General features: G+C 40.4%; 8 protein-coding genes and 1 tRNA gene. 5 read left to right on the top strand and 4 right to left on the bottom strand.

The annotated features are described in order from the left end of the window. Nucleotides 1-15: 15 nt before the first annotated feature. The 3 genes from FTU79_RS10780 to FTU79_RS10790 all read right to left on the bottom strand — a co-directional run bounded on the left by FTU79_RS10780 (nucleotide 16) and on the right by FTU79_RS10790 (nucleotide 5,099). Nucleotides 16-942, bottom strand: coding sequence for a branched-chain amino acid transaminase (locus tag FTU79_RS10780; RefSeq protein WP_078191262.1), 927 nt, complete (start codon nucleotides 940-942; stop codon nucleotides 16-18). Nucleotides 943-960: 18 nt separating this feature from the next. Beyond that, complete coding sequence (glnE, locus tag FTU79_RS10785) at nucleotides 961-3,720, bottom strand: bifunctional [glutamate--ammonia ligase]-adenylyl-L-tyrosine phosphorylase/[glutamate--ammonia-ligase] adenylyltransferase (RefSeq protein ID WP_180050008.1); 2,760 nt, start codon at nucleotides 3,718-3,720, stop codon at nucleotides 961-963. Between the two features lie 92 nt (nucleotides 3,721-3,812). Then, nucleotides 3,813-5,099, bottom strand: a complete 1,287-nt coding sequence (locus FTU79_RS10790) for a sensor histidine kinase KdpD (protein ID WP_180050010.1) — start codon at nucleotides 5,097-5,099, stop codon at nucleotides 3,813-3,815. A gap of 1,122 nt (nucleotides 5,100-6,221) precedes the next feature. Between FTU79_RS10790 and FTU79_RS10795 the strand changes: the two genes are divergently transcribed. Then, nucleotides 6,222-8,456 (top strand): NADP-dependent isocitrate dehydrogenase, encoded by a 2,235-nt coding sequence (locus FTU79_RS10795; protein ID WP_180050012.1) that lies wholly within the window; start codon nucleotides 6,222-6,224, stop codon nucleotides 8,454-8,456. A 456-nt stretch (nucleotides 8,457-8,912) separates the two neighbouring features. Then, nucleotides 8,913-9,287: a hypothetical protein gene (locus FTU79_RS10800; RefSeq protein ID WP_180050014.1), complete on the top strand. Its 375-nt coding sequence runs from the start codon at nucleotides 8,913-8,915 to the stop codon at nucleotides 9,285-9,287. Between the two features lie 431 nt (nucleotides 9,288-9,718). Here FTU79_RS10800 and FTU79_RS10805 read toward each other — a convergent pair. Continuing rightward, a tRNA-Leu gene (locus FTU79_RS10805) sits at nucleotides 9,719-9,805 on the bottom strand. Between the two features lie 180 nt (nucleotides 9,806-9,985). Here FTU79_RS10805 and queA point away from each other — a divergent pair. From queA to FTU79_RS10820, 3 genes are read left to right on the top strand one after another with little or no spacing between them, the layout of a single operon-like run. Continuing rightward, nucleotides 9,986-11,026: a tRNA preQ1(34) S-adenosylmethionine ribosyltransferase-isomerase QueA gene (gene queA, locus FTU79_RS10810; RefSeq protein ID WP_078191326.1), complete on the top strand. Its 1,041-nt coding sequence runs from the start codon at nucleotides 9,986-9,988 to the stop codon at nucleotides 11,024-11,026. A 21-nt stretch (nucleotides 11,027-11,047) separates the two neighbouring features. Further along, nucleotides 11,048-12,076 (top strand): hypothetical protein, encoded by a 1,029-nt coding sequence (locus FTU79_RS10815; protein WP_180050017.1) that lies wholly within the window; start codon nucleotides 11,048-11,050, stop codon nucleotides 12,074-12,076. Nucleotides 12,077-12,130: 54 nt separating this feature from the next. Continuing rightward, on the top strand, nucleotides 12,131-12,697 hold the full coding sequence (locus FTU79_RS10820; protein WP_180050020.1) for a LemA family protein: 567 nt from the start codon (nucleotides 12,131-12,133) through the stop codon (nucleotides 12,695-12,697). Nucleotides 12,698-12,742 lie beyond the last annotated feature (45 nt).

Consider the following 12,742-nt stretch of genomic DNA (forward strand, 5'->3'; position numbering starts at 1 on the left):
TCTTAACCGATCAGCTTATTTTACGTAAGTTAACCAGTGCGCATATTTAGGGTCTTTACCCTGAACCGCATTAAAGAATGCAGTTTGGATTTGCTCAGTGATTGGACCACGACAACCTTCACCAATTTGACGGTCATCATATTCACGGATTGGCGTCACTTCAGCAGCAGTACCTGTGAAGAATGCTTCATCAGCGATATAGAATTCGTCACGTGTAATACGACGTTCAACCACTTCAAAACCAAGGTCTTTCGCAATCGTAATAATGGTTTGACGGGTAATACCATCAAGTGCACCACCCGCGATGTCAGGAGTATGAATCACGCCATCACGCACTAAGAATACGTTTTCGCCTGAACCTTGACATACATAACCTTGTGGGTCGAGTAACATTGCTTCGTCATAGCCAGCATGTGCCACTTCTTGGTGTGCAAGAATTGACAAAGTATAGTTACCAGATGCTTTTGCTTTACACATGGTCACGTTTGGATGATGGTGCGTAAATGAAGACGTTTTAACACGGATACCCTTCGCCATCGCTTCATCACCAAGGTAAGCACCCCAGCTCCATGCAGCAACAACGGCATGAATTGTATTGTCAGTTGCTGCAATACCTAATTTTTCTGAACCAATAAAAATAATTGGACGTAGGTAGCAAGAAGCCAATTTGTTTTCACGAACCACATCAATTTGAGCTTGTTCTAATGCTGCATGATCAAATGGGACTTTCATTTGATAAATTTTTGCAGAATTTAATAAACGCTTAGTGTGTTCTTTTAAACGGAAAATAGCCGTTCCATTCGGAGTTTCATAAGCACGGACGCCTTCAAACACACCCATGCTGTAATGCAATGTATGTGTTAATACGTGAGTTTTCGCCTCACGCCAGTCAACTAATTGTCCATCTTGCCAAATAAAACCATCACGATCAGCCAAGTTCATGGCACACACTCCAAATTTTTATACACAGTCATTTTTATCCAATGCAAACGTTGCAGTTGGATCAATTAATCTTTGCCATAGCTTGCAAACGACCACTCGGGTATCGTGCCAATCGTCAGCTGAAACTTGCATGGATTGATTCGCAAGTGCTAAACGGTGGCTCTCGGCTCGTTCACGGAGATAAGCTTGAATCAATGCTGTCGCATCGGCGCTGGATAAGCAATCCGTTCTTGCGGCATCCTCAAGGATTCGTACGTTGTCAGAGTAATGGGCGAGATCGGGATTCGACCCACTCCATGCTAATACTGCATACTGTGCCATAAATTCGATGTCAACGATACCACCTGCATCTTGTTTTAAATGAAAAATTCCATCTTTTTGCTGCTCTTTAGAAGAACCTAGATGGTCTTTCATTTTTTGGCGCATTTTGAGCACTTCTGCACGAACATTGTTCTCATCTCGTGGCTGCGTCAAAATATTGCAGCGCAAGTTTTCAATTTCAATCCGTAAACTGTGCTCGCCTGCAATGGTTCTGGCACGTACCAAAGCTTGATGCTCCCAAACCCAAGCATTTTTATGTTGATATTGCTCAAAAGCTTTTAAGCTGGTCACCAATAACCCCGCCTCTCCCGAAGGTCGTAAACGTGTGTCCACTTCATACACTCGACCATCTAGGGTTTGCGTGGTCATTAAGGACATAAATTTTTGTGCCACCCGCATGGCAAATTCAAAGCCACTAATTGGTTTCTGTCCATCGGTATCCGCTTGTTCGTCCATATAGTGAATAAACACCAAATCCAAGTCCGAACCATAACCCAGCTCGATGCCACCCACCTTGCCATAGCCAATTACCGCGAAAGCCGTGTGATCAATCGAACAACGCTGCCCTTCTGCATCAATTGGATAGCCATGTTTTTTGGCAACAATTTGATATGCCAAATGCAAGGTTGCATTCACCGACACTTCAGCAATATCGGTCAATGCATCCGACACTTTCATCAACGGACTTTCTGCCAAAACATCACTAGCAGCTACTGCTAAGACATTGGATTTTTTAAATAATCGAAGAACACGCATTTGGTCTTCGACTTGATCAATTTCAATTCGAAGCAGTTGTTGACGTAGAGAATCTTCTAAATCTTTACGCTTTGGCAGCTCAAAATCCATCGATAAAAACTCATCCAACAGCACGGGATAATGCGTCAATTCTTCGCAGATCCACGGACTCACTGTTGCCATTTTCACTAATCGTTGTAATGCCCCTTTGCTCTCAATCAGCATCACCAAATAGACCGTACGGCGCAGCACCGACTCCACCAAAGGCATGAGACGTAGTAAAGCCACCTGAGGTTTATCTGACTGTAATATCGCTTCAATGAGATGTGGCCAAAAGGTTTTTAAACGCTGTACTGCTTTGGCAGGTAATTTTTTCAGCGCATGTCCATACCAAAATTCGTGAATTAAATTTTTGGCATCATCATCTAGAACATCGTTCAACTGGGCTTCTAAATGACTAAAACTTTCCAATAACGGATCGGGTTCTTTTTCTTTAATAAGATGCTCAAATTGGTAAATGACTTTGGCACGCTTCTGATTGAGTACATGCAAAAATTCATCCCAAGATGCAAAACCTAAAGTATCTAAAATGCGCTGGCGGGGTTCAGGCTCATGTGGCAACGATTGGGTTTGCTGATCATTGAGCGCTTGAATCGCATGTTCAATGCGACGTAAAAATAAATATGCATCTTCTAGATCAGCAACTGCGGTTTTTTCTAATAATCCAACTTCACCTAAATGATGCAGACTCACTAAACATTGACGGTCTTGCAACTCGAGTTTTGAACCGCCATAGATGAGCTGAAAGACTTGAACAATAAACTCAACTTCACGAATTCCGCCTGCACCGAGTTTAATATCATCTTCGATATTACGACGTAGCACTTCACGTTCGATCATGGCTTTCATGTCACGCATAGCTTCGAAAGCGGTGTAATCGACATATTTGCGGAAGACGAAAGGTCGGGTCATTTCCAGTAACTCGGCGCCTTCTTTACCGCCCGTGACGATACGTGCCTTAATCCAGGCATAGCGCTCCCATTCGCGTCCATGCTGGCTTAAATATTTTTCTAATGCCGCATGACTGATTGCCAAGGCAGAACCATCACCCCATGGGCGAAGACGCATATCTACACGGAAGACAAAACCATCTGCGGTAATATGGTCAAGCAGGTAAATTAATTTTTGTCCCCACAAAATACAGAACTGCTGTACATCAATACATTTTCGACCATTGGTTTCGCCCTGTTCATCAAAGGCAAAAATAAGATCAATATCACTTGAAAGATTAAGTTCCTGTGCACCAAGTTTTCCCATGGCAACCACAATTAGATCTTGAACTTTCCCCTTATAGCCTAGCGGTTCGCCATATTTCGCAATCAACGGCTTTAGTGCAAAATCTTTTGCCGCACAGATGGACGCATCGGCAAAGTCTGAAAGCTCTCGCGTTAAGGTGACGACATCGGTGAGTTGATTGGCATCTTGCCAAATCCAACGAAACATCAGACGTGCGCGCAGCACACGAATTGCACGCATCCAACTATTTTCATCTTGGATATCGGCAAGGCTGCTTGCGACAAAATGTTGAATTTGTGCTGTACTGAGCGAGGTTTGAAACTGATCAATTGCATAGTCTTGTTCTAAACTGGCCTGATGGATTCCGAGCACCTGTTCAGCATATTGACTGGCACGTAATGTTTTCTGCAATTGCTCCGTATTCATTTCACAAACCCTAGCGTGATTTTTTTCTAGTTATAACAGTTGATAACGCTTAGGGAAAAGTATTTTTAGGCTTTTATACCAATAGATGCGCATTAAAGTTCACTTAAGGTCGCATCTTTCTGTGCACTGCTGCTCTCGGTACTTAGGGTTTGATGCAGGCTCGTCGCCTGTGGCAACCAGACTTTAAATTGTGTGCCTTCACCTTCTTTCGAGTTCACCACAATTTCACCCTGATTTAAGTCCACAAAACGTTTACAAAGGACTAAACCCAACCCCGTACCACGTTCTCCTGCCGTACCTTTAATACTAACCGTCAGTTTTTGCTGAAATAAATCATCAATCTGAGCTTGGGTCATCCCCAATCCAGTATCTTGAATAGTGAACACAACCCGTTCTCCATCTCGATCGGCTGAAATCGTCACCACACCTCTACCATCGGTATGGGTAAATTTCAATGCGTTTGACACCAAGTTTTGCATCACTGATGTGATCATATTGATATCTGCATTGACTTTAATGCCTTCAGGCACGGCATTGATCAGTCGAATATTTTTCTTCACAGCCAAGCTATTTAAGACATCACTTACGATTTTTGCAGACTGATGTAAATCAAAATTAATCGGATGATAAACAAAGCGACCACCTTCTGCCATGGCCCAGTTCAACAGGCTTTCTAAGAGGTTATACGTCGATTGTGTGGTGTCATATAAATAGTCTGCAATATTTTGCACACTTGAATCATCTAAGGTATGACGCTCCTGTGCCAAAACTTCAGAAAATCCAAGTAGACCATGAAAAGGTGCTCTTAAATCATGCGCAATAATTTGGAAAAATTTAGTCTTACTAAAATTCAGTGCCGACTGCTGTTCATAGGCTTCTTTTAATTCGGCATTTTCAACACGGAGTTGAATGATATTGACTAGACTTTGTACAAATTCTTCAACGATCTTTAATTGTTTGGCTTCAAATGCAGTGACTTGATCATCAAACAAAATCACTTTACCAATAGAGTCTTGATCATATTTTAAATCGAAAGCCACTAGACGCTGATGTCCTAAACCCAGTTCCTGCATATAGTCGCAGTAAGCTTGATAATTTGGAGCCGCTTGGTCTATTCGGGACTGTTCAGCAAAAAACTGATCGAGGCGATCATCATCGGCTTCGGCCAAAAAGGCTTTAAATGTGTGCTCTGAGGCATACCAGATATAAGGCTCATTTTTAAACGTTAGGACAGCGTTATCGACTTGCACGATACTGCGCGCGAACTTTAAAAATTCTGCAATGCGGTTGTCGTCCGTATAGACCCCCATCAATAAAGACAAACGACAGGCGGTCAATAATTCGGTTTGTGTACCAATATCCAGTAAACGTAAAGCCATCCCGTTGCTCTCCTCAGGGTTTATCTTAAAGATAAAAACCAACTGTTATGTTCAAGATTAATAGCAAAAATAGCCCAAACACTCAATAACAAAACCCAACAAAAAGACAAACATCATTTACAAATGCGCTATTTAATCGAACTTTCATCCAATTAGAAAATAAAAATATCTATAAAGAACATAACATTAAAGGTAAAACAAAAATTAAAACAATAAAATTAGAAACTTAAATTAATTTAAATTTTATTAACTGTTTATTTTAAATCGTACTTTTCGCGTTTTATTCAAACTAAAAACATGACCAAAAGAAATATTCACTTACATAAGACCTAAAAAACTGGGTTTAATTTTCTTTAACTACATCACAAAAAATAGTGAGTTTTATGATTATTCTACGACCAGATTGCTCATCAGGATGCTCGTTTCAGTCAGCTACACTAAATGAATCTATTTTTAAGTTTTTCCATTAGACTAATTTATTAGTTTTTATCAGTTGTGTGTGTCATTTGAGCGTTAAACCATACCTGCTCGCTTTTACTTTATTAAACTGAGCTAAAGATTCGTTTCATGCTTCTACTGTACATGAACTCATTCACCCAAATGACTGAAGCTGAAAAAGTGCCATGCCTTATTCATCAGATATATAAGTTATCGCATAAACATTCCGCGAACGTTCAAAGTCAAACGGAGCATCAAACTCACGTCGTTCTTTAATAAAGTCCTCAATCCTGACTAATTTTCGAACTTCCGCACCAAATCTACACCTAAAAGTTAAGGCATTCGGTTTGACCTATCAAACGCTTTGCTTTACAAATAAAACTTGAACGAGCCATAAAGAACAGATCAGCCCAAAAAAAATGATTTAAATTTAATTGTTCAATAGCTTTAAGCTATGAATAACAAGCTTTCAATATTTCCCTTTTCGGTTTTGCGCTAAAATTGGGCGTCAAACTGCACTTCTTTTGTATCATTTTTCTACGAAATGACCACATCACAGGATCTTGCGTTGACTGAAAAGCAATGAACCCCGATACTTTCATAGTTTTATTTAAGCAAATCGGTTCATAGAGGCGAGCCACAAGCTCGGACCTCAAAGACACAATCTAAAGCAAGGGGCTATATATGGCTGGTGGAAAGTCAACTATCATCTACACACTGACCGACGAGGCGCCATTATTGGCGACTTACTCTCTGCTGCCGATCATTGAAACCTTTACTAAACCTGCTGGCGTTGAAATCGTTAAACGCGATATCTCAGTTGCAGCACGTGTACTCGCTGAATTTTCAGACTACCTAAGCGAAGAACAAAAGGTGCCAAATAACTTGGCAGAGCTTGGACAATTAACCCAAGATCCAAGCACAAACATTATCAAACTTCCGAACATCAGTGCTTCAGTTGGCCAATTAACTGCTTGCATTAAAGAATTACAGTCTAAAGGTTTTGCAGTTCCGAACTACCCAGAAAACCCAACGACTGAGGAAGAAAAAGAAATCAAGGCGCGTTATAGCAAATGCCTAGGTTCTGCTGTAAACCCTGTACTTCGTGAAGGTAACTCTGACCGTCGTGCGCCTACTGCAGTAAAAAATTACGCGAAGAAACATCCGCACTCTATGAGCGAATGGAAACAGTGGTCACAAACTCACGTTTCTCACATGGACGAAGGTGACTTCTACCACGGCGAAAAGTCTATGACTTTAGACCGCGCTCGCAATGTAAAAATGGAATTGATCACTAAGTCTGGTGAAACTGTTGTTCTTAAGCCAAAAGTTGCGCTTCAAGACGGCGAAATCATCGACTCAATGTTCATGAGCAAAAAAGCACTTTGCGACTTCTATGAAAAAGAATTAGATGACTGTAAAGAAGCAGGCATTTTGTTCTCTCTACACGTAAAAGCGACCATGATGAAGGTATCTCACCCAATCGTTTTCGGTCACTGTGTGAAGATTTACTACAAAGAAGCATTCGAAAAACACGGCAAATTGTTTGATGAGTTAGGTATTAACATCAACAATGGTATGTCTGGTCTTTACGAAAAAATTGAAACTCTTCCGACTTCTCTTCGTGAAGAAATCATTGCTGACTTACATGCTTGCCAAGAACACCGTCCTGCACTTGCAATGGTTGATTCTGCAAAAGGCATCACTAACTTCCACTCACCTAACGACGTAATTGTAGATGCATCTATGCCTGCAATGATCCGTGGTGGCGGTAAAATGTGGGGTGCTGACGGCAAACAGTACGACTGTAAAGCTGTAATGCCTGAATCTACTTTCGCGCGTATCTACCAAGAAATGATCAATTTCTGTAAATGGAATGGTAACTTTGACCCACGTACTATGGGTACAGTTCCTAACGTTGGTTTGATGGCGCAAAAAGCTGAAGAATACGGCTCACACGACAAAACTTTCGAAATCACTGAAGCGGGTGTTGCAAACATCACTGACCTAGAAACTGGTGAAGTGTTGATGTCACAAAACGTGGAAGAAGGCGATATCTGGCGTATGTGCCAAGTGAAAGACGCTCCAATCCGTGACTGGGTGAAACTTGCAGTGACTCGTGCACGCAACTCAGGCATGCCTGCGATCTTCTGGCTTGACCCGTACCGTCCACACGAAAACGAACTCATCAAGAAAGTTCAAACTTACTTGAAAGAGCACGACACTACTGGTTTAGACATTCAAATCATGTCTCAAGTACGTGCTATGCGTTATACACTTGAACGTGTTGCTCGTGGCCTAGATACAATTTCTGTAACTGGTAACATCCTACGTGATTACCTAACAGACTTGTTCCCAATCATGGAATTGGGTACTTCTGCGAAAATGCTTTCTATCGTGCCTCTAATGGCTGGTGGCGGCATGTACGAAACTGGTGCGGGTGGTTCTGCGCCTAAACACGTACAACAACTTGTAGAAGAAAACCACTTACGTTGGGATTCTTTAGGTGAGTTCTTGGCACTTGCTGTTTCTCTTGAAGAAATGGGCATCAAAGAAGACAACGCGAAAGCTAAACTTCTTGCAAATACACTTGATGCTGCGACTGGTAAATTGCTTGACAATGACAAGTCTCCATCACGTCGTACTGGCGAACTTGACAACCGTGGCAGCCACTTCTACCTTGCTAAATACTGGGCTGAAGAACTTGCTGCGCAAGACGAAGATGCAGAGCTTAAAGCGAAATTCGCTCCTCTTGCTCAAGCACTTGCTGAAAACGAAGAAAAAATCGTTGCAGAACTTGCTGAAGTTCAAGGTAAAGCCGCGGACATCGGTGGTTACTACGCTGTAGACACAGCAAAAGTAAATGCTGTAATGCGTCCAAGCGCAACTTTAAATGCTGCTCTTGAAGCTGCTCAATAAGTTGATGCAAAACTAACTTAAGTTAGTGATGTAAAAAAACCAGCGCTTCGGCGCTGGTTTTTTTATACCCCAATTTATATAGTGTTATGCCAACTATTTCATTTAATACTTAGCTCTAAATTTTATGAATGTGAGTTATCAAAGGTTAGGATTTTTCATTCAACTACAGTCCAATGATATATTTACATATTTTAATCTTAGGCGAATAAGCAAAGGAATTAAAGGGTAAAATAAAACCTAAATCCAATGAGAAACTTTTACTAGTAAGCCATAGCATAAATGCTCTCTACAAGATATGGATGTCTAGAAGTATTATGTAGAAGATCTCATGGAGAATATTATTGGATAGGTGATAATACACACGGGGCATACTGCTATTAATCACCCTATATGAAAGAGAACGACTATCAAACATAATCCCAATCATCATTTTTTTTGGTTTTAAAGTGGTAAAAAATGAAAAAAATCATAAGTTTATTTATTCTATACTCAGTTGCATTGCATACTCACAGTCAAGAAATTTTAGACCAGGCTACCAAAGACATAAATGATGGAATGTTCCTAATTACCAAGTTGGATGAGTTAAATGATGTTAATGAAAGAATTGATGCTAACGTCAAATTAGGCAAATCAACTAAAAATTCTAGAGTATTAGATTCTATAATTTGTTCAACACGCCCCCTTATGGAGAAGAAGTTATTGATTATTAATGAACTTATTGATTCTGAAATATTGCTAGATGCAAATTTAAGGGATGCTAGAGATGAAAAAATAGAAGATAGGGTAAAAGTAAAAGCCTTTTTAGAAATGACTAAAAGTAGATGTTTATAAAATGATTATTTAGATACCACCTCGAACTTAGCACCATATTGCGTTGGCAGTAATACATATAAAGAAAATAAAGGCTTTCTAACTTGGTTCCACTCTGAGAATGCTCGAAAAAGAAGTGTTAACACTGAGACAATCGCAGATGTCATCAAAGTAGCTTTAGATAGTTAATAAAGCTTTTAAATACTACAAGCCCCTATAAGACACCCGATCAATCACATTTGATTATTGTATTGATCTAATAATTTAAGCTTAGCATCTGATTACACCATGAGTACCCAAACAAAGATCAGGTACTCATTTTACGAAGTGACCACCTGATATGTAGCTAATGGAATCATTGAAAATTTTCTAGGGATTTGATATAAGTTATTAATTCTAGACATAAAAAAAGCCCTCAAGTCTTATAGTGCTTGAGGGCTTTTCCAGATATCTGGTCCCGAGGGTCGGACTCGAACCGACACATCATCTCTGATAGTGGATTTTGAATCCACCGCGTCTACCAATTTCACCACCTCGGGAAGGTGTTGAAACGTATAATAAACTGTTTCAAAAACTTGTCAACGCATGATGTTCTCATTTGATTAAAAATAAACCGTATAAGATTTTTTAGATGGATAATCCATCAATTTCAGCGTTAAAACCCAAAAAAGCTTATACTAAGCCAAATTTCATTATCCCCCTTTTCAGATTTCTTAAACATGCAACTTTCTGACTTTAACTTCAATCTCCCGGACGAACTCATTGCCCGCTATCCGCTTGAAACACGTAGTGCATCACGCCTGCTCCATCTCGACCTGAATGGTGAATATCACGACCATCATTTCACTGACATTTTAGACTTGCTCAATGAAGGTGACTTATTGGTACTGAACGATACCAAAGTGATGAAAGCCCGCTTAAAAGGCAAACGTGCAACTGGCGGTGCAGTTGAAGTCTTGGTTGAACGTATTCTTGACCCAAAAACCGCACATTGCCACATTAAAGCCAGCAATACGCCTAAAGAAGGTGCGGAATTATTTATCGGTCCAGACGAAGTTAAAGTGACCGTTCAAGGCCGTCATGAAAACTTATTTGTTGTGGAATTTTCACAGCCTATTTTACAAGTTTTAGATTTATACGGCGCATTACCGATTCCGCCTTACTTTAACCGTGAAGCAGAAGCGATTGATACCGAACGTTATCAAACCGTGTTTAACGACCCAACCAAATTGGCATCTGTTGCAGCACCAACAGCAAGCTTACATTTTGATGAAGCGCTACTCAAAAAATTGGCAGACAAAGGCGTAAATAAAACCTTTGTTACCTTGCATGTGGGTGCTGGTACATTCTTACCCGTGCGCACCAATGACATTGAAAATCACATCATGCACAGCGAATGGTGTGACGTATCAGAAGAATCTATGGCTTTAATCCGTGAGACAAAAGCACGTGGCAATAAAGTCATTGCTGTCGGTACTACAGCGACTCGCGCGACTGAAAGTGCCGCTCAAGCCAATGGCGGCGAACTCAAGGGCTGGACTGGTGATACACAAATCTTTATCTACCCAGGTTATGAGTTCAAAGTAGTCGATCGTTTAATTACCAACTTCCATTTACCTGAGTCTACCCTGCTCATGTTAGTGTCAGCGTTGTCTAATCGGGATAATATTTTGAATGCCTATCACCATGCCGTCGACAGCCAATATCGCTTCTTTAGTTATGGCGATGCGATGTTAATTGATAACATTAACCACAAATAATCGAACGCTGAAATCATCCCTATGCCGATAGATTCTGTAAAGCATTCCATCCATATTCGTCGCAAAAAGAATGAAGTTGTTTTTCAGAATATTGCTCGGCTATGGGATATAGGCCGAAACGCAAAAACACACCAAGAGCTCCTCGATGGGTTACACCCTTGGAACGCGCCCATTACGCTCAAATTTGAAAATTTACTGCCGCTGGCTTTAGCCGCACTGGGTATCGGCTTCATGCTGTTTATTGTGATTCAGCCCGATCATGGCTGGGCACAGCTTTGCTTTGCTGCGGGATTGGTCATGGTGTTTTGGGCGTATATCAGCTATGAAAAAGATGATCCGATCGAAGATGTAATTGCATTTTTAGAAACCGAATGCATTGCAAAAAAATACCAACTGGCCTTTAACCGACAGCCTGAATACATTTCGATGCCACTGAATAATCTACAGTTTATTGGCAATCTTAAACGTATGTTCCCCGTGTTTAAGCAAGGCAGCCTTTCGAATGATATTCAGACCTTTGCGAGCACCGTTTGGGAAGATGAAAATCAGCAACAGCATCAGGTCATGGTCTTTCATTATCACTATGTGAATGAACTGAAAGTACGTGACAAAGACGGTGATGAAGTCACGGTCAAAGAAATTCATAAAGACCTGTGGGGCGTATTTGTTTTTGATATTGGCATCCATGGACTTGCCGTATCTGCAACAGGCAAAAACTTTGGCTATCCCTATAGTTTTCCTTGGCACAGCAGCGACATCCAAACCAATCAAAAATTAAAGTTTTATGGCGATAACCAAATGGAAATGGCTAAATTACTCAGCCCGGGATTTGTCCTCCGACTGGCGGATTTTTTTCAAAACCGTGAAGGTGATCTGCTATTTCATCCGAGCCACCGAATAATGTGCTATCTTGGCTCTACAGATTTATTTAAAGTCAGTAGTAAAGCAAAACGAATTCAGGATGTTTCTGCATTGCGTGGACATCTCAGAACCTTTAAATTAAATGCTTTAGAAAATTTGAAAAACGACTTAACGCAGTTTTTAAAATAGATTTCATACAATAATGTTTTAAACTACGACCTTTTATCTTGAGGATAAAATTTTATGGGGCTTTTGATCTTTGTTTTAATCATCATTGTATTGGTGATTGGCGCAATCATGATTCGCAACAACATTGTCCGACATCACAATGCAACCATTCGTGCATGGTCAGATGTAGCCAGCTATGAACGTCAAAAAATCAAAATTTTAGATGGATTACAGCCTTTGGTTGAGCAATATTCCAATTTTGAACAAGGGACTTTGGCAAAAGTCACTGAACTCCGTCAAAACATTATGAATTTGAACGTAAATAGTACCGATGTCAGCCAATTACAGCGTATCGAAGCCTTAAATCAAGATCTAATGCGCAGCCTGAATGTTGTAGTTGAAAACTATCCTGAGCTCAAAGCCAATGATATTTATCTGAAAATGATGAATGAAATTGAAGAACAAAACGAAAATGTCGGTGCGGCAATTACTATTTTTAACCGCAACGTCGAGTTGTTCAACAACCACATTCAAGTGTTTCCTAACAATATTATTAATACGCTATTGCTGAGTAAAAAAGCGGTTCGCCCTTTCCGCGATCAAGCTGCCAGCCAAAATTTTGATTATCGTCCGAACTTTTAAGTTCGGGCTTTAACGTACCAAAGTAAAAAAATAATGATGAGGTGA

Source organism: Acinetobacter sp. YH12144 (genome assembly GCF_013418345.1).
Classification (GTDB): Bacteria; Pseudomonadota; Gammaproteobacteria; order Pseudomonadales; family Moraxellaceae; genus Acinetobacter; species Acinetobacter amyesii.

Excerpts from the sequence above, each read along its gene's own strand:
- FTU79_RS10780 (WP_078191262.1), bottom strand. The coding sequence starts at position 942 with ATGAACTTGGCTGATCGTGATGGTTTTATTTGGCAAGATGGACAATTA.
- FTU79_RS10800 (WP_180050014.1), top strand. The coding sequence starts at position 8,913 with ATGAAAAAAATCATAAGTTTATTTATTCTATACTCAGTTGCATTGCAT.
- FTU79_RS10790 (WP_180050010.1), bottom strand. The coding sequence starts at position 5,099 with ATGGCTTTACGTTTACTGGATATTGGTACACAAACCGAATTATTGACC.
- glnE (WP_180050008.1), bottom strand. The coding sequence starts at position 3,720 with ATGAATACGGAGCAATTGCAGAAAACATTACGTGCCAGTCAATATGCT.
- FTU79_RS10820 (WP_180050020.1), top strand. The coding sequence starts at position 12,131 with ATGGGGCTTTTGATCTTTGTTTTAATCATCATTGTATTGGTGATTGGC.
- FTU79_RS10815 (WP_180050017.1), top strand. The coding sequence starts at position 11,048 with ATGCCGATAGATTCTGTAAAGCATTCCATCCATATTCGTCGCAAAAAG.
- queA (WP_078191326.1), top strand. The coding sequence starts at position 9,986 with ATGCAACTTTCTGACTTTAACTTCAATCTCCCGGACGAACTCATTGCC.
- FTU79_RS10795 (WP_180050012.1), top strand. The coding sequence starts at position 6,222 with ATGGCTGGTGGAAAGTCAACTATCATCTACACACTGACCGACGAGGCG.